Origin of the sequence: Methylobacterium sp. Leaf361 (genome assembly GCF_001424445.1) — a bacterium.
In the GTDB taxonomy this organism is placed as follows: domain Bacteria; phylum Pseudomonadota; class Alphaproteobacteria; order Rhizobiales; family Beijerinckiaceae; genus Methylobacterium.
The window spans coordinates 135,474-152,690 of the sequence record NZ_LMPY01000056.1 but is presented as its reverse complement, the minus strand read 5'-3'; the positions used below and the strand labels follow the sequence as shown (position 1 = coordinate 152,690).

Sequence of the window (17,217 nt, the reverse complement as noted above, 5' to 3'; positions counted from 1 at the left end):
CGTCCTAGAACAGCGACTTCGCGGCCCGGCCGGCGGCGCCGACCAGCGGCCCGGGCAGCAGGAAGAACAGCACCACCACGACGCTCGACAGGGCGAGCACGATGCGCAGGCCCGGGGCCATCGCCTCGTACGGCTCCTTCGGCTCGTCGAAGTACATGATCCGCACGACGCGCAGGTAGTAGTAGGCGCCCACCACGCTGGTCACCACGCCGATCACCGCCAGCGTCACGAGACCCGCCTTGATGGCGGCGGCGAAGACGTAGAACTTCGCGAAGAACCCGGCGAGCGGCGGGATGCCGGCCAGCGAGAACATCATCGCGGCGAGGCAGAAGGCGAGCCACGGATGGGTCCGCGACAGGCCCGACAGGTCCTCGATCTTCTCGAACATCACGTCCCGGCGCCGGAGCGACAGGATGATCGCGAAGGTGCCGAGCGTCATCGCGAGGTAGATGATCATGTAGGTGACGAGCCCGCTGATCCCCTCCTCCGAGCCGGAGGCCAGGCCGATCAGCGCGTAGCCGATATTGCCGATCGACGAGTAGGCCATCAGGCGCTTGATCGAGGTCTGGCCGATCGCCGCGAACGAACCGAGCGCCATCGACGCGATCGAGACGAAGATGAAGATCTGCTGCCAGATCGCCGTCACGTCCGGCATCGCGCCGATGAAGACCCGCACGGTCATCGCCACGGCGGCCATCTTGGGCGCCGAGGCGAAGAAGGCCGTCACCGGGGTCGGCGAGCCCTCGTAGACGTCGGGCGTCCACATGTGGAACGGCACGGCCGCCAGCTTGAAGCACACGCCGGCCGCCAGGAACACGATGCCCAGCACGATGCCGAACCCGGCATTCTCGTTGAGCGCCGAGACGATGCCGGGGAACGAGACCGTGCCGGTGAAGCCGTAGACCAGCGAGGCGCCGTAGAGCAGCATGCCGGAGGAGAGCGCGCCGAGCACGAAGTACTTGAGGCCGGCCTCGGTGGACTTCACGTCGTCGCGGTGGAAGGCGGCGATCACGTAGGCGGCGAGGGACTGCAGCTCCAGGCCCAGGTAGAGCGCGATCAGGTCGTTGGCCGAGACCATGACCATCATGCCGATGGTGCAGAGCACGATCAGGACCGGGAACTCGAACCGGTCGATGCGCTCGCGCTTGAAGAAGTCGTGCGCCAGCAGGATCGTCGCCGAGGATCCGAGCAGCACCAGCGACTTCATCACCTTGGCGAAGGAATCGGACACGAACGCGCCCGACAGGGTCGTGACCCGGCCGTGAACCGGCTGCGAGATCACCACCGACAGGGCGACGAGGAGCAGGGCGAGGGCGCCGATGCTCACGGTCTCGGCGGAGCGGTCGCCGCGCCACGCGCCGTAGAGGATCAGGCCCATGACGCCGACGCCGAGGATCAGCTCGGGCATGAGCGGCGCCAGCGAGGGCAGGACGGAGTGGACGGTTGTCATGGTGTCCGCCTCAGCGCGGGATCGGCAGCGCCGCGGCGGCCGTCTGGGTGTTCGAGAGCGCGGTCTTGATGCTCGCCATCAGCGCGTCGGTCGAGGGCGCGAACACGTCGAGCACGGGGGCCGGGTGAACGCCGTAGTAGATCGTCAGGACGACCAGCGGCGCCAGGATGATCTTCTCGCGGGTGTCGAGATCCAGGATGCCCTGGAGATTCGGCTTCTCCAGCTTCCCGTAGATCACCCGGGCGTAGAGCCAGAGGGCGTAGGCCGCCGACAGGATGATGCCGAAGGTCGAGAAGAACGCCACGTTCGGGTTCGCCTTGAAGGCGCCGAGCATGGCCAGGAACTCGCCGACGAAGCCCGAGGTGCCCGGCAGGCCGACATTGGCCATCGTGAACACCATCATGGCCACTGCGTAGAGCGGCATCCGCTTCACGAGGCCGCCATAGGCCGAGATCTCGCGGGTGTGCATCCGGTCGTAGACGACGCCGACGCAGAGGAAGAGCGCCCCCGACACGATCCCGTGGGAGATCATCAGGAACAGCGCGCCCTGGATGCCCTGCTCGTTCAGGGTGAACAGGCCCAGCGTCACGAAGCCCATATGGGCCACCGACGAGTAGGCGATCAGCTTCTTGATGTCGGTCTGCATCATCGCGGTGAGCGACGTGAAGATGATCGCGATCACCGACAGCGCGAAGACGAACGGCGCGAAGTCGTGGCTCGCCACCGGCAGCATCGGCAGCGAGATCCGGATGAAGCCGTAGCCGCCCATCTTCAGGAGGATGCCCGCCAGGATCACCGAGCCGGCGGTGGGCGCCTCCACGTGGGCGTCGGGCAGCCAGGTGTGGACCGGCCACATCGGCATCTTCACCGCGAAGGAGGCGAAGAAGGCGAGCCACAGCCAGGTCTGCATCTGCACCGGGAAGCGGTACTGCAGCAGGGTCGGGATGTCGGTGGTGCCGGCCTGCCAGTACATCGCCATCACGGCGAGCAGCATCAGCACCGAGCCGAGCAGGGTGTAGAGGAAGAACTTGAAGCTGGCGTAGACCCGGCGCGCGCCGCCCCAGATGCCGATGATCAGGAACATCGGGATCAGGCCGGCCTCGAAGAACAGGTAGAACAGCACTAGGTCGAGGGCGGCGAAGACGCCGATCATCGTCGTCTCGAGGACGAGGAAGGCGACGAAGTACTCCTTTACCCGGAAGTGGATCGAGTGCCACGAGGCGCCGATGCAGAACGGCATCAGGAACGTGGTCAGCAGGATCAGCGGCATCGAGAAGCCGTCGACGCCGAGCTTGAACCGGATCGTCTCGGTGAGCCACGCGTGGCTCTCCACGAGCTGGAAGCTCGACGAGGCGGTGTCGTAGCGGCTCCACGCCACCAGGGAGAGCAGGAAGGTGACGATCGTGGTGGCGAGCGCGGCCCAGCGGCTGTTGCGAGCGACCGACTCCTCGTCGCCGTTCAGCGTGAGGATGAAGGCCGCGCCGCAGAGCGGCACGATCAGCAGGCCGGAGAGGATGCCGAGGCCGAGCATGTCAGTGTGCACCCTTGGGCAGGCCGGACATCAGGTACCAGCTGATCAGGCCGGCGACGCCGATGAGCATGACGAAGGCGTAGTGGTAGACGTAGCCGGTCTGGAGACGGACCACGCCGCGGGTCACGTCCACGACGCGCGCCGCGATCCCGTTCGGCCCGAGGCCGTCGATGATCCGGCCGTCGCCCTGCTTCCAGAGGAACAGGCCGAAATCCTTGGCCGGGCGGACGAAGATCCGGTCGTAGATCTCGTCGAAGTACCATTTGTTGAGCAGGAACCGGTACAGCGACGGCTGCTGCGCGGCGAGCGCGCCCGGCAGTTCCGGCCGGCGGATGTACATCCAGTAGGCCACGACGAAGCCGAGGATCAGCATGATCAGCGGCGAGTACGAGACCAGCGCCGGGACGTCGTGGATCTCGTGCATGATGTGGTTGTTCGGGCCGTGCGCCAGGGCGTGGCCCCAGAACGCCTCCATCCCCTTGCCGATGAAGCGATTGTGGAAGATGATCCCGGCGAACAGCGCGCCGAAGGCGAGCACCGCGAGCGGGATCGTCATCACCAGCGGGCTCTCGTGGGGCGTGTGGTCGCCGTGGTGGCCGTGTCCGTGGTGGTCGTCGGCGACGAGGTCGCTCTTGTGGGCCGGCTCGATGTCGTGGCCCTTGTCGTCGTGGGCGACGCCCTCGGTGTGCCCGGGCGCGCCGTCGGCCTCGTGGGCCATGGTCGCGTGGGCCGTAGTCGCGTGGGCGATCGCGGGCGCGTGGTGCTGGTCTTGGGCGGCGTGGGCGCCCCAGCGGGCCGGGCCCTCGAAGGTCATGAAGAACAGGCGCCAGGAGTAGAACGAGGTGAAGAACGCCGCCACCACGGTGCACAGGAAGGCGAGCGTGTGCCCGGGGCGGGTCGAGGCGTAGGCCGCCTCGATGATCGCGTCCTTCGAGTAGTAGCCGGCCGTGTAGGGGAAGCCGATCAGCGCGAGCGAACCGATCGCCATCATGGCGCTGGTGTAGGGGATGTACCGGCGCAGGCCGCCCATGTTCCGCATGTCCTGCTCGTGGTGCATCGCGTGGATGACCGAGCCGGCGCCGAGGAACAGCAGCGCCTTGAAGAAGGCGTGGGTGAACAAATGGAACACGCCGGCCGCGTAGGCGCCGACGCCGAGCGCCACGAACATGTAGCCGAGCTGCGAGCAGGTCGAATAGGCGATCACCCGCTTGATGTCGTTCTGCACGAGGCCGATCGTGGCCGCGAACAGGGACGTGATGCCGCCGATCACCGTCACGACGATCAGCGCGTTCGGCGCCTCCTCGAAGAGCGGCGACAGGCGGGCGACCATGAACACGCCGGCGGTCACCATGGTGGCGGCGTGGATCAGCGCCGAGACCGGAGTCGGGCCCTCCATGGCGTCGGGCAGCCACGTGTGCAGCAGGAACTGCGCCGACTTGCCCATGGCGCCCATGAACAGCAGCAGGCAGGCCAGCGTCAGGGCGTTCCAGTCGTAGCCGAGGAGGTGGAAGCTGAGCGTCTTGATCGCGTCGACCTTGCCGAAGACGGCGTCGAACGCCACCGAGCCGGTCAGCACGAAGACCAGGAAGATGCCGAGCGAGAAGCCGAAATCGCCGACGCGGTTGACGATGAACGCCTTCATGGCGGCGGCGTTGGCCGAGGGCTTCTCGTACCAGAAGCCGATCAGCAGGTACGAGGCGAGGCCCACGCCTTCCCAGCCGAAGAACATCTGGACGAGGTTGTCGGCGGTCACCAGCATCAGCATGGCGAAGGTGAACAGCGACAGGTAGGCGAAGAAGCGCGGCCGGTGCGGATCCTCCTCCATGTAGCCCACGGAGTAGAGGTGCACGAGGGTCGAGACGGTGGTCACGACGACCAGCATCACCCGGGTCAGGGTGTCGACCTTGAAGGCCCAGTCGACCTGGAGGTCGCCGGCCGCGAACCATGACGCCACCTGCACGCGCTCGGCCGGCCCGCCGTCGATGAACACGCCCCAGGCGATCAGCACCGTGAAGGCGAGGAAGGACGTGGTGATGTACTCACAGGCCCGCGCCCCGATGTACCGGCCGAACAGGCCGGCGATCAGGAAGCCGATGAGCGGGAAGAAGACGATCGCGTGATACATCGCTCTCTTGCAGTCCGTCCTCCGGGCCGGCCGCGAAGCGGCGGCGTCCGGATGTCACTCGGGGCGCGCGAAGGGGAAGGCCCTAGCCCTTCATCATGCTGACGTCTTCCACCGCGATCGAGCCGCGGTTGCGGAAGAACACCACCAGGATGGCGAGGCCGATCGCCGATTCGGCGGCCGCGACGGTCAGCACGAACAGGGCGAAGACCTGTCCGGTGATGTCGTTCAGCTGCGTCGAGAAGGCGACGAGGTTGATGTTGACCGAGAGCAGGATCAGCTCGACCGACATCAGGATGACGATGATGTTCTTGCGGTTGATGAAGATGCCGAGCACGCCGAGCGTGAACAGGATCGCCGCGACGGTGAGGTAGTGGCTCAGGCCGATCATCGTTCGATTCCTCCGGCTCTCATCAGCGCGCGCATCAGACCTCGACACCCTGGCGCGAGGGGACCTTGCGGGTCTCGACCGCCATGGCCTGGGTGCGGGCGTTCTGGACCGCGATGTTCTGGCGCTTGACGCCCGGCCGGTCGCGCAGCGTCAGCACGATGGCGCCGATCATGGCGACCAGCAGGATCAGGCCGGCGAGCTGGAAGAAGTAGGCGTAGTCCGTGTAGATCACGCGGCCCAGCGCCTGGGCGTTGGTGAGGTTCTCGGCCGAGGCGACGTTGCCGAGCGGGGCCTGGACGAGGCCCGGGTCGATGCTCCACGAGCCGACGACCAGCAGGATCTCGACCAGGAAGATCGCGCCGATCAGGGCGCCGATCGGGAGATACTGCTGGAAGCCCTGGCGCAGCTCGGCGAAATCGACGTCGAGCATCATCACCACGAACAGGAACAGCACCGCGACCGCGCCGACGTAGACGACCACGAGGATCATCGCGAGGAACTCGGCGCCCATCAGGACGAACAGTCCGGCGGCGTTCACGAAGGCGAGGATCAGGAACAGCACCGAGGCGACGGGATTGCGCGAGGCGATCACCATGAAGCCCGACGCGACCGTGATGCTCGCGAACAGATAGAAGAAGGCGGCTGCTGCGGTCATGCGCTGATCGGGATCGGCCGCCGGAGCGGCCCCTTCTGCCGTGCGTGGAGACGGTCCGCGGCGGGCGGCCCGTCTATAGAACCCGGTCGACGGGGGCACAACAGCGCCCCCGGCATGGCTCTAGAGCATCCCACCGGAACCGGGAACCGGTGCGACGCTCTAGGGCCTTGTTTTCGCGTCATCTTCTGCCGGGCACCGGCGACCGGTGCCCGGGACGACGGCTCAGCGATACGGCGCGTCCATCGCGATGTTGCGGGCGATCTCGCGCTCCCAGCGGTCACCGTTCAGCAGGAGCTTCTGCTTGTCGTAGAGAAGCTCCTCGCGGGTCTCCACCGAGAACTCGAAGTTCGGCCCTTCCACGATGGCGTCCACCGGGCAGGCCTCCTGGCACATGCCGCAGTAGATGCACTTCACCATGTCGATGTCGTAGCGCGTCGTGCGGCGGGTGCCGTCGTTGCGCCGGGGGCCCGCCTCGATGGTGATCGCCTGCGCCGGGCAGATCGCCTCGCAGAGCTTGCACGCGATGCAGCGCTCCTCGCCGTTCGGGTAGCGGCGCAGCGCGTGCTCGCCCCGGAAGCGCGGACCGCGATGGCCCATCTCGAAGGGGTAGTTGATCGTGGCCTTCGGCTTGAAGAAGTAGCGCATGCCGAGGATCATCCCGGACACGAACTCCTTCAGGAGGAGGCTCTTGGCGACCTGATCGAGCTTCATGCCCGGATCTCCGATGCGAAGGGGGGCTCAGGCGCCCGGCGCGAGGCCGGTCAGCTTGAGCACGAAGGCGACGACGACGACCGAGATCAGGGAGATCGGCAGGAAGACCTTCCAGCCGAGACGCATGAGCTGGTCGTAGCGGTAGCGGGGCACGATGGACTTCACCATCGCGAACAGGAAGAACAGGAAGCTGGCCTTCAGGGTGAACCAGATCACGCCCGGCACCCAGGTGAAGGGCGCGAACGGGATCGGGGACAGCCAGCCGCCCAGGAACAGAATGGTCCCGAGGGCGCACATGCTCATGATGGCGACGTACTCGCCGAGCATGAACAGCAGGTACGGCGTCGAGGAGTACTCGACCATGTAGCCGGCCACGAGCTCCGACTCCGCCTCCGGCAGGTCGAAGGGCGGGCGGTTGGTCTCGGCGAGCGCCGAGACGAAGAACACCACGAACATCGGGAACAGCCACAGCCAGTACCAGCCGAACAGGCCGAGGCTGGTGTCCTGCGCCATCACGATGCGCGAGAGGTTGAGCGAGCCGGCGCAGAGCAGCACGCAGATGATCACGAAGCCGAGCGAGACCTCGTAGGAGATCATCTGGGCCGCCGAGCGCAGGGCGCCGAGGAAGGCGTATTTCGAGTTCGACGCCCATCCGCCCATGATGACGCCGTACACGCCGAGCGACGAGATCGCGAAGATGTAGGTGATGCCGACGTTGATGTCGGCGATCGCCCAGCCGTCCGCGAGCGGGATCACCGCCCAGCTCGACAGGGCGAGCATCGCGAAGACCAGCGGCGCCAGCAGGTAGATCGCCTTGTTGGCGCCCGCCGGGATCACCGGCTCCTTGATCACGAACTTGATCAGGTCGGCGAAGGACTGGAACAGGCCGAACGGCCCGACCACGTTCGGGCCGCGCCGGAGCTGCACGGCAGCCCAGATCTTCCGGTCGGCGAGCAGCGCGTAGGCGATGAAGACGAGCAGTGCCGAGAGCAGCACGAAGCTCTTCAGCACGATCAGGAGCACGGTCCCGAGGATTTCGAGCGGCGTCATCGGTCTTGAGCTCCTACTCGGCCGCCGCGAGGGGCCGCGCCTCGGCGGCGCGCTCCCGGGCGAGGCGCGAGCACTCCGCGAGGATCCGCGAGGCGCGGGCGATCGGGTTGGTGAGGTAGAAGTCGGTCACGGGCGACGCGAAGGCCAGGCCGGTCGCGGCGCCGCCGATGCCGGCGAGCCGGTCGACCGCCTCGGTCACGTTGCCCGGCTCGACGGCGCCGACCGCCGCCAGATGCGGGTGGGCGGCGTAGAGCGCGCGGCGCAGCGCGGTCAGCGAGTCGAACGGCAGGCGCTTGCCCAGCACGTCCGAGAGCGCGCGCAGGATCGCCCAGTCCTCGCGGGCGTCGCCCGGCGGGAAGGCGGCGCGGTTGCCCATCTGGACCCGGCCCTCGGTGTTCACCCAGGTCGCCGACTTCTCGCTGTAGGCGGCCCCCGGCAGGATCACGTCGGCGCGGGCGGCGCCGCGGTCGCCGTGGCTGCCCTGGTAGACCACGAAGGCGCCCGGGGCGACGTCGCGCTCGTCGGCGCCGAGGTTGAATAGGACGTCGAGCGCGCCCGGCTCCAGCATCTGCGCGAAGGTCAGGCCGCCCTCCCCCGGCACGAAGCCGAGATCGAGCGCGCCGACCCGGGCCGCGGCCGTGTGCAGCACGCCGAAGCCGTTCCCCTCGGCCGAGACCGCGCCGATCTCCTTCGCGAGGGAGGCGGCAGCGGCCAGGATGCCCGGTGCAGCATCGGCGCCGACGATCACGAGCGGCGCCTTCGCCTCCTTGAGGATCTCGAGGAAGCTGTGCTCGCCGCGGGCGAGCGCCGCGAGCGAGTCGGGGCCGGCGCCGATGTAGTGGCTCGGGTAGGTCAGGTCGACCGGCTCGCCGATCACGCCCACCGCCAGCGGGGCCATGCGCCAGCGCTTGCGGATACGGACGTTCAGCAGCGAGGCCTCGGTGCGCGGGTTGGCACCGACGATCAGGATCGCGTCCGCCGCCTCGATGCCCGGGATGGTCGGGTTGAAGATGTAGGAGGCGCGGCCGAGCGCCGGGTCGAGGCCGGCGTCGGTCTGGCGGCAGTCGAGGTTCGGCGAGCCGAGGCTCCTGATCAGCTCACGGAGCGCGAAGATCTCCTCGACGCCCGCGAGGTCGCCGACGATGGCGCCGACGCGCTTCGGATCCGCGCCCTTCACCTTGGCGGCGGTGGCCTGGAACGCCTCACCCCAGGAGGCGGGCCGCAGCCGGCCGTTCTCGCGCAGGTAGGGCCGGTCGAGGCGCTGCATCCGCAGCCCGTCGATGTGGTAGCGGGTCTTGTCGGAGATCCACTCCTCGTTGATCTCCTCGCTGATCCGCGGCTCGATCTGCATGACCTCGCGGCCGCGTGTGTCGATGCGGATCGAGGAGCCGACCGCGTCCATCACGTCGACCGACTCGGTCTTGTTCAGCTCCCACGGCCGGACGTTGTAGCTCTGCGGCCGGTGCACGAGGGCGCCCACGGGGCAGAGGTCGGCGACGTTGCCCTGGAGCTCCGAGGCCATCGACTGCTCGAGGTAGCTGGTGATCTCCATGTCCTCGCCGCGGCCGATCGCGCCGAGGTCGGGCACGCCCGCCACCTCGGCGAGGAAGCGCACGCAGCGGGTGCAGTGGATGCAGCGGTTCATCGCGGTCCGCACCAGCGGACCGATATGCTTCTCCTCGACCGCGCGCTTGTTCTCCGTGTAGCGGGTCGAATCGACCCCGTAGGCCATGGCCTGGTCCTGCAGGTCGCAGTGGCCGCCCTGGTCGCAGATCGGGCAGTCGAGCGGGTGGTTGATGAGGAGGAACTCCATCACCCCCTCGCGGGCCTTCTTGGTGCCTTGCGAGCGCGTCAGCACCTCAGGCGGCTCGCCGTTCGGGCCGGGGCGGCAATCCTTCACCGCGTAGGCGCAGGAGGCCACGGGCTTCGGCGCACCCTTCAGCTCGACGAGGCACATGCGGCAATTGCCGGCGATCGACAGGCGCTCGTGGAAGCAGAAGCGCGGGATCTCGGCCCCCGCGGCCTCGCAGGCCTGGAGCAGCGTGTAATCGGCGGGGACGTCGACCTCGGTGCCGTCGACGAGGATTTTTGTCATCGGATCGTCTCGTAAACTGGCCCAAACGCGCGAGGCCGGATCCCACCCACGCCCTCATCCTGAGGTGCGAGGCGCAGCCGAGCCTCGAAGGAGATGTCCAGCCCGCCTCGCGACCTCTGGAGAACTCCTTCGAGGCCCGCTGACGCAGGCACCTCAGGATAAGGCTGTGGGTTGGACACCGGCATAGCGCCCTTACTCGGCGGCCATCGGCACAGGCTCGCTGTGCGGGTTGGCGGTGTAGCGGTCGATGCGCTTCTCGATCTCGGGGCGGAAGTGCCGGATCAGGCCCTGGATCGGCCAGGCCGCCGCGTCGCCCAGCGCGCAAATCGTGTGACCTTCGATCTGCTTGGTGACCTCGAACAGCATGTCGATCTCGCGCTTCTGCGCGCGGCCCTCGGTCATGCGCTGCATGACGCGCCACATCCAGCCGGTGCCCTCGCGGCAGGGCGTGCACTGGCCGCAGGATTCGTGCTTGTAGAAGTACGAGATCCGGGTGATCGCCGCGACGATGTCGGTGGACTTGTCGAGCACGATCACCGCCGCGGTGCCGAGGCCGGAGCCCAGGTTGCGCAGGGTGTCGAAGTCCATCTTGGCGTCGACGATCTGCTCGGCCGGCACCAGCGGCACCGACGAGCCGCCCGGGATCGAGCACAGCAGGTTGTCCCAGCCGCCGCGCATGCCGCCGCAATGGCGGTCGATGAGCTCGCGGAAGGTGATGCCGAGCTCCTCCTCGACGTTGCACGGCTTGTTCACGTGCCCGGAGACGCAGAAGAGCTTGGTGCCGGTGTTGTTCTTGCCGCCGAGGCCGGCGAACCACGCGCCGCCCCGGCGCAGGATCGTGCCGGCGACCGCGATCGACTCGACGTTGTTCACGGTCGTGGGGCAGCCGTAGAGGCCCATATTGGCCGGGAACGGCGGCTTCAGCCGCGGCATGCCCTTCTTGCCCTCGAGGCTCTCGATGAGCGCCGTCTCCTCGCCGCAGATATAGGCGCCGGCGCCGTGGTGGACGTAGATGTCGAACGGGTAGTCGTGGACGTTCGACTGGCCGACGAGGCGGGCCGCGTAGGCCTCGTCCACGGCCTTCTGGAGGGCGTGCTTCTCGGCGACGTACTCGCCGCGGATGTAGATGTAGCAGGCATGCGCGCTCATCGCGAAGCAGGCCAGCATGCAGCCCTCGATCAGGAGATGCGGGTCGTGCCGCATGATCTCCCGGTCCTTGCAGGTGCCCGGCTCCGACTCGTCGGCGTTGACCACGAGGTAGTGCGGGCGCCCGTCGGACTTCTTGGGCATGAACGACCATTTGAGGCCGGTGGGGAAGCCCGCGCCGCCGCGGCCGCGCAGGCCGGAGGCTTTCATCTCCTCGATGATCCAGTCGCGGCCCTGCTCCAGCAGGAACTTGGTCCCGTCCCACGCGCCGCGCTTCTTGGCGGCCTCCAGGCCCGGCGAGTGCAGGCCGTAGAGGTTGGTGAAGATGCGATCCTGATCCGACAGCATGTCAGGTCCTCACTGAGCCGGCGCCGACAGGGCCTTGGCCTGCCCCACCCAGTTCTCCCGGTCGATGCGACCCGGGAACGCGAGGTAGGTGCCGACCCAGGCGATCTCGTCGCGGGACCAGGCGGCGATCTGGTCGAAATGGTAGATGCCGAGCCCGTTCAGGCGCTGGCTGTTACCCGGGCCGATGCCCTTGATGCGCGTCAGCTCGTCCGGCTTGCCGGCGCGGGCGGCCTCCAGCCCCGGCGGCCGCTTGCCCACGGCGTCGGCCTTCTGCTCGGGGCTCGCGTCCTTCGGCAGGGCCGCGAGCGCGCCGGCGATGCGCGCCTCCTCGGTCTCGGCCGCCACCTCGCCCTCGCTGGCGCCGGAGGCCTCCGGCTGCTGCGGGACGGCGTCGCGGTTCGGCACCGCCTGGTGGCCCTGCTCGCCGGCGGCGGGCTCGCCCTCGGCGACGCGCTTGGCCGGCGTGTCGAGCACGTCCGCGTCGCCCGGCCGGGCGGCGCCGTGCTTGGCGGTGGAGCGGCCGCGCTCGGCCGCGTCGGCGCGATCCTCGGGCTTCACCGGGCTCTCGCCGTTGGCGGCGCGCTGGGCCGGGGCGTCGCTCACGGGACGCTCGACCGGGCGGCCGGCGTCGGGCCGGGCCGGCTTCGGGTTCTCGGCGGCCTGCTGCGTGCTGGACGCGGCTTCACCGGTCTGGGCGGCCGGTTCCTCCGCCTTGCCGGCCTCCTCGAAGCGCTTGCGCCACGCGCCGACCCGCGAGCCGTCGAACAGCGTCGGGTCGGTGAGGGTGTTCACGGCGTCCTGGGGCTCGGACGAGACGCGCCCGGTCTGGGAGCCGACCTTCACGGGCCGACCGGCGGCGAGGTCGTCCATCAGCTGGCCGAGGGACTCGGGCGTCAGGTCCTCGTAGTAATCCTGGTTGATCTGCACCATCGGCGCGTTGCAGCAGGCGCCGAGGCACTCGACCTCGAGCCACGAGAAATTGCCGTCGGCCGAGACGTGGCCGGCCGGGCCCAGACGGGCCTGGAGCATCTCCTTGAGGCCGCGCGCGCCGCAGGAATCGCACGGGACCGTGCCGCAGACCTGGATCCAGAAGCGGCCCACGGGCTCGAGGGCGAACATCGTGTAGAAGGTCGCGACCTCCAGCACGCGGATGTTCGGCATGCCGAGCTCGGCCGCCACCGCCTCGATGGCCGCCCGCGGCAGCCAGCCGCCGTTCTGCTCCTGCGCCCGCCACAGGAGCGAGATCACCGCCGAGGCCTGGCGGCCCTCCGGGTACTTGGCGATCTGGGTCTTGGCCCACTCGGCATTCTCGGGGGAGAACGCGAAGCTCTCGGGCTGCTCCGAGGCCGGGGCGAGTCTGCGGTTTGCCATCGCTTCTGTCTTACCGATCCACTTCGCCGAATACGATGTCGAGCGTGCCGAGCACGCAGGACACGTCGGCTAAGAGGTGCCCGCGGCACATCCAGTCCATCGCCTGCAGGTGCGCGAAGCCCGGCGCGCGGATCTTGCAGCGATACGGCTTGTTGGTCCCGTCGGACACCAGGTACACGCCGAACTCGCCCTTCGGCGCCTCGACCGCGGCGTAGACTTCGCCCTCGGGTACGTGGAAGCCCTCGGTGTAGAGCTTGAAGTGGTGGATGAGCGCCTCCATCGAGCGCTTCATCTCCCGGCGCGGCGGCGGCGCGAACTTGCCGTCGACGGAGGCGATCGGCCCCTGGCCGGCGGGCTCGCGCAGCTTGGCGACGCACTGCTTCATGATGCGCACGGATTCGCGCATCTCCTCCATGCGGATCACCTGGCGATCGTAGGTGTCGCCGTTCTTCCCGACGGGGATGTCGAACTCCATCTCCTCGTAGCACTCGTAGGGCTGCGCCTTGCGCAGGTCCCACGGGATGCCCGAGCCGCGCACCATCACGCCCGAGAAGCCCCACTCCATCGCCTCGTCGACCGACACGATGCCGATATCGACGTTGCGCTGCTTGAAGATGCGGTTGGCCATGACGAGGTCGTCGAGGTCCTGGACGACCTGCAGGAACGGGTCGCAGAACGCGTCGATGTCGTCGATGAGCTTCGGCGGCAGGTCCTGGTGGACGCCCCCGGGCCGGAAATAGTTGGCGTGGAGCCGGGCGCCGGAGGCCCGCTCGTAGAAGATCATCAGCTTCTCGCGCTCCTCGAAGCCCCAGAGCGGGGGCGTGAGGGCGCCGACGTCCATCGCCTGCGTGGTGACGTTGAGCAGGTGCGACAGCAGGCGGCCGATCTCGCAGAACAGCACACGGATCAGCTGCGCGCGGCGCGGCACCTCGATCCCGGCGAGCTTCTCGATCGCCAGGCAGAAGGCGTGCTCCTGGTTCATCGGCGACACGTAGTCGAGCCGGTCGAAATAGGGCGTCGCCTGCAGGTAGGTCTTGTACTCGATCAGCTTCTCGGTGCCGCGGTGGAGCAGCCCGATATGCGGGTCGACCCGCTCGACCACCTCGCCGTCGAGTTCCAGCACGAGGCGCAGCACGCCGTGCGCCGCCGGGTGCTGCGGGCCGAAGTTGATCGCGAAGTTGCGGATGTTGTGTTCGGTCACGGACGCTCTCCGCGGCTCAAGCCGACGTCTTCTCGTCGCCGGGGAGCACGTAGTCGGTGCCTTCCCACGGGGACAAGAAGTCGAAGTTCCGGAATTCCTGCGTCAGCTGCACCGGCTCGTAGACGACCCGCGCCTGGTCCTGGTCGTAGCGGACCTCGACGAAGCCGGTGAGCGGGAAGTCCTTGCGCAGGGGGTGCCCCTCGAAGCCGTAATCGGTGAGCAGGCGGCGCAGGTCGGGATGGCCCGAGAACAGGATCCCGTAGAGGTCGTAGGTCTCGCGCTCGTACCAGTTGGCCGCCGGGAAGACCTCGATCACGGAGGGGACCGGCGTCACCTCGTCGGTCTGCACCTTCACCCGGATGCGCAGGTTATGGCGCAGGGAGAGCAGGTGGTAGACCACGTCGAAGCGCTTCTCGCGCTGCGGGTAGTCCACGCCGCATATGTCGATGAAGTTGCGGAACGCGCAGGCCGGATCGTCGCGCAGGTAGGTCAGCGCGTAGACGATGTCGGAGGCCTGGACCACCAGCGTCAGCTCGCCGAACGCGACGGTGTGGGACACGACCGCCGGGCCGAGGGCGCCGAGGACACGCTCGGCCAGGGCCGAGACCGCGTCGTCGCCGTAGGCCGGCTGGGTGTGGGGCAGGATCGAGATGCCGTTCGTCATGGCCGCTCCTCAGCGCTCGATCGTGCCGGTCCGGCGGATCTTCTTCTGCAGCAGCAGCACGCCGTAGAGCAGCGCCTCGGCGGTGGGCGGGCAGCCGGGCACGTAGATGTCCACCGGCACCACCCGGTCGCAGCCGCGCACCACCGAGTAGGAATAGTGGTAGTAGCCGCCGCCGTTGGCGCAGGAGCCCATGGAGATGACGTAGCGCGGCTCCGGCATCTGGTCGTAGACTTTGCGCAAAGCCGGGGCCATCTTGTTGGTGAGCGTGCCGGCGACGATCATCACGTCGGACTGGCGCGGCGAGCCGCGGGGTGCGAAGCCGAATCGCTCGCAATCGTAGCGCGGCATCGACATCTGCATCATCTCGACCGCGCAGCAGGCGAGACCGAAGGTCATCCACATCAGCGAGCCCGTGCGGGCCCAGTTGATCAGCTCGTCCGTGGTGGTGAGCAGGAAGCCCCGGTCGGCGAGCTCGTCGCTGATCGACAGGAAGGTCGGGTCGTCCGCGCCGATCGGGCGGCCGGTGTTGGGATCGATGATCCCCTTCGGCTGGGGCGCGATCGCGGGGGCGCGGTTGGTGTCGGTGATCAGGGCCATCGGCGACTCAAGAATTCTGTGCGGGCGGCGAGCGGCGGGAGATCAATCCCATTCGAGGGCGCCCTTGCGCCACTCGTAGACGAAACCGACGGTCAGCACGCCCAGGAAGACGATCATCGACCAGAAGCCGAACCAGCCCAGGTCCCCGAAGGTGATCGCCCAGGGGAAGAGGAACGCGACCTCGAGGTCGAAGATGATGAACAGGATGGCGACGAGGTAGAAGCGCACGTCGAACTTCATGCGGGCGTCGTCGAACGCGTTGAAGCCGCACTCGTAGGCCGAGAGCTTCTCCGGATCGGGGCTCTTGAAGGCCACCAGGAACGGCACGACCAGGAGCGCCGTGGCGATGAACAGCGCCACGCCGATGAACACGATGAGCGGCAGGTAATCCGCCAACAATCCGGTCATGCCAGGGCCTCGCGAGACGAGTGAAACCGCGGTGCGACGCCGACCCGGATCCGCCCGTGGAATTGTTCTTATGCCAGGATGCGCGCGGCCGGAGGCTTAGTCGAGCCGCCGGCCCGTGACAATGGCTTGTCGCGTCGCACAAAGCGCGCTGTCAGCCATCCTGTCGGTCGTCCTGTCGGTCATGTCCGAGATGGGCTTGCGCGGCGCCGGCGCAACACGACGGAAGCGCGCAGGCCCGAGTCGGGGGGCTGGTATGCCTGCGGCGGCGGTCGCGGATCGTGGCGGATGCGAATCCGTGCGGGACGCGCTTGACAGGGCACCGGGCGCCCCATAAACCCCGCCCCGTCGCCGGGCGAAACGCCCCTTCGAAGCGACCACGCCGTGCGGGCGTAGCTCAGTTGGTTAGAGTGCCGGCCTGTCACGCCGGAGGTCGCGGGTTCGAGCCCCGTCGCCCGCGCCACGTCCCCCCGATATCACCATCAGAATTCGTCTCGCGGTGCACCGTGCCGATGCGCAGTCCCGCGTGCCCGAGCGGGGACGGGTGATGGCTCGGCCGAGCGGTCAGGCCACCTTCGACGATTCGGGGGAAGGACCCGGTGGAGCGACCGCGCCCGGCCGCGTCCCGCGCAGGCTGAGGGCGATACCCGTCAGGATCAGGCCTCCCCCGGCCAGGATGTCGGCGCTCAGCGGTTCGCCCAGGACGAGATGCGTGCTCAGGATGCCGGCCACCGGCACCAGCAGGGCGAAGGGGGTCACGGCAGCCGCCGGGTAGCGGGTCAGGAGCCCGTTCCAGAGGCCGAAGGCGAGGAGCGTCGTCGGGTAGGCCTGGAACGCGACCGATCCGATCGCCCCCCAGCTCGGATGCGCCAGCGCCGTGAGCGCCCCGGGCCCCTCGATGATCAGCGACAGGATGAGCAGGGGCGGCGTTGTGGCGAGGCTGCTCCAGACCATCAGCGCCAGGCGGTCGACCCGGCCGATCCGCTTCGCGACGACGTTCGCGCTGGCCCAGGACAGGGCCGCACCGACGACGAGGATCAGCGGGCCGAGCGGGGCGCCTCCGCCCCGCCCGAGCGCCACCGCGGCGACGCCGAGGAGCGCGATGCTGCCGCCCAGGATCTGTCGTCGGCGCGGGCGCTCCCCCTGCAGCGCCCAGGCGAGCGCCACGGTGAACGGGACCTGGACCTGGATCAGGAGCGACGACAGCCCGGCCGGCATGCCGAGGCGGATCGCCGTCATGAGCAGCCCGAACTGGCCGACCCCGAGGGCAAGGCCGAACCCCGCCACCAGGGCGACGGGGGCCCGGGGCGGCCGGATCACCAGCGCCGCCGGCAGCGCCGCGAAGCCGAAGCGCAGGGCGCACAGCATCAGCGGCGGCACCGTCTCCAGGCCGACCTTGATGGCCACGAAGGCCAGCCCGAGGATCGTGACCACCAGGATTGCGGCGAGCCCGTCGCGCAGCGTCATGCGCGCACCCTAC

General features: G+C 68.5%; 15 protein-coding genes and 1 tRNA gene. 1 reads left to right on the top strand and 15 read right to left on the bottom strand.

Annotation, left to right across the window (positions count from 1 at the left end; all coding sequences use genetic code 11):
• Nucleotides 1-4: 4 nt before the first annotated feature.
• The 14 genes from nuoN to ASG32_RS27450 all read right to left on the bottom strand — a co-directional run bounded on the left by nuoN (nucleotide 5) and on the right by ASG32_RS27450 (nucleotide 15,740).
• Complete coding sequence (gene nuoN / locus ASG32_RS27515; RefSeq protein ID WP_056532553.1) at nucleotides 5-1,450, bottom strand: NADH-quinone oxidoreductase subunit NuoN; 1,446 nt, start codon at nucleotides 1,448-1,450, stop codon at nucleotides 5-7.
• A 10-nt stretch (nucleotides 1,451-1,460) separates the two neighbouring features.
• Nucleotides 1,461-2,981, bottom strand: coding sequence for an NADH-quinone oxidoreductase subunit M (locus ASG32_RS27510; RefSeq protein ID WP_020092243.1), 1,521 nt, complete (start codon nucleotides 2,979-2,981; stop codon nucleotides 1,461-1,463).
• 1 nt (nucleotide 2,982) lies between these two features.
• On the bottom strand, nucleotides 2,983-5,106 hold the full coding sequence (gene nuoL / locus ASG32_RS27505) for an NADH-quinone oxidoreductase subunit L (RefSeq protein ID WP_056532550.1): 2,124 nt from the start codon (nucleotides 5,104-5,106) through the stop codon (nucleotides 2,983-2,985).
• Nucleotides 5,107-5,188: 82 nt separating this feature from the next.
• Nucleotides 5,189-5,494, bottom strand: coding sequence for an NADH-quinone oxidoreductase subunit NuoK (gene nuoK / locus ASG32_RS27500; protein WP_010686008.1), 306 nt, complete (start codon nucleotides 5,492-5,494; stop codon nucleotides 5,189-5,191).
• A 34-nt stretch (nucleotides 5,495-5,528) separates the two neighbouring features.
• Entirely contained in the window at nucleotides 5,529-6,149 is a 621-nt protein-coding gene (locus ASG32_RS27495; protein ID WP_020092241.1) for an NADH-quinone oxidoreductase subunit J, read from the bottom strand.
• 222 nt (nucleotides 6,150-6,371) lie between these two features.
• Nucleotides 6,372-6,860, bottom strand: a complete 489-nt coding sequence (gene nuoI, locus ASG32_RS27490) for an NADH-quinone oxidoreductase subunit NuoI (protein WP_007560744.1) — start codon at nucleotides 6,858-6,860, stop codon at nucleotides 6,372-6,374.
• Nucleotides 6,861-6,887: 27 nt separating this feature from the next.
• Complete coding sequence (gene nuoH / locus ASG32_RS27485) at nucleotides 6,888-7,910, bottom strand: NADH-quinone oxidoreductase subunit NuoH (RefSeq protein WP_020092240.1); 1,023 nt, start codon at nucleotides 7,908-7,910, stop codon at nucleotides 6,888-6,890.
• 13 nt (nucleotides 7,911-7,923) lie between these two features.
• Nucleotides 7,924-10,005 (bottom strand): NADH-quinone oxidoreductase subunit NuoG, encoded by a 2,082-nt coding sequence (gene nuoG, locus ASG32_RS27480; protein ID WP_056532547.1) that lies wholly within the window; start codon nucleotides 10,003-10,005, stop codon nucleotides 7,924-7,926.
• Nucleotides 10,006-10,197: 192 nt separating this feature from the next.
• Nucleotides 10,198-11,499 (bottom strand): NADH-quinone oxidoreductase subunit NuoF, encoded by a 1,302-nt coding sequence (gene nuoF, locus ASG32_RS27475; protein WP_056532544.1) that lies wholly within the window; start codon nucleotides 11,497-11,499, stop codon nucleotides 10,198-10,200.
• Between the two features lie 9 nt (nucleotides 11,500-11,508).
• Complete coding sequence (nuoE, locus tag ASG32_RS27470) at nucleotides 11,509-12,870, bottom strand: NADH-quinone oxidoreductase subunit NuoE (protein WP_056532541.1); 1,362 nt, start codon at nucleotides 12,868-12,870, stop codon at nucleotides 11,509-11,511.
• Nucleotides 12,871-12,880: 10 nt separating this feature from the next.
• Nucleotides 12,881-14,071: an NADH-quinone oxidoreductase subunit D gene (locus ASG32_RS27465; protein ID WP_020092237.1), complete on the bottom strand. Its 1,191-nt coding sequence runs from the start codon at nucleotides 14,069-14,071 to the stop codon at nucleotides 12,881-12,883.
• A 16-nt stretch (nucleotides 14,072-14,087) separates the two neighbouring features.
• Nucleotides 14,088-14,735, bottom strand: a complete 648-nt coding sequence (locus ASG32_RS27460) for an NADH-quinone oxidoreductase subunit C (protein WP_056532537.1) — start codon at nucleotides 14,733-14,735, stop codon at nucleotides 14,088-14,090.
• A gap of 9 nt (nucleotides 14,736-14,744) precedes the next feature.
• The gene (locus tag ASG32_RS27455; RefSeq protein WP_010686017.1) at nucleotides 14,745-15,332 is read right to left on the bottom strand and encodes an NADH-quinone oxidoreductase subunit B; all 588 of its coding nucleotides are present in this window, start codon (nucleotides 15,330-15,332) and stop codon (nucleotides 14,745-14,747) included.
• 42 nt (nucleotides 15,333-15,374) lie between these two features.
• Nucleotides 15,375-15,740, bottom strand: coding sequence for an NADH-quinone oxidoreductase subunit A (locus ASG32_RS27450; protein WP_007560754.1), 366 nt, complete (start codon nucleotides 15,738-15,740; stop codon nucleotides 15,375-15,377).
• A gap of 383 nt (nucleotides 15,741-16,123) precedes the next feature.
• Here ASG32_RS27450 and ASG32_RS27445 point away from each other — a divergent pair.
• Nucleotides 16,124-16,200, top strand: a tRNA-Asp gene (locus ASG32_RS27445).
• A gap of 101 nt (nucleotides 16,201-16,301) precedes the next feature.
• On the opposite strand, the gene ASG32_RS27440 is transcribed toward ASG32_RS27445, so the two are convergent.
• Complete coding sequence (locus tag ASG32_RS27440; protein ID WP_056532532.1) at nucleotides 16,302-17,204, bottom strand: EamA family transporter; 903 nt, start codon at nucleotides 17,202-17,204, stop codon at nucleotides 16,302-16,304.
• Nucleotides 17,205-17,217: the final 13 nt, after the last annotated feature.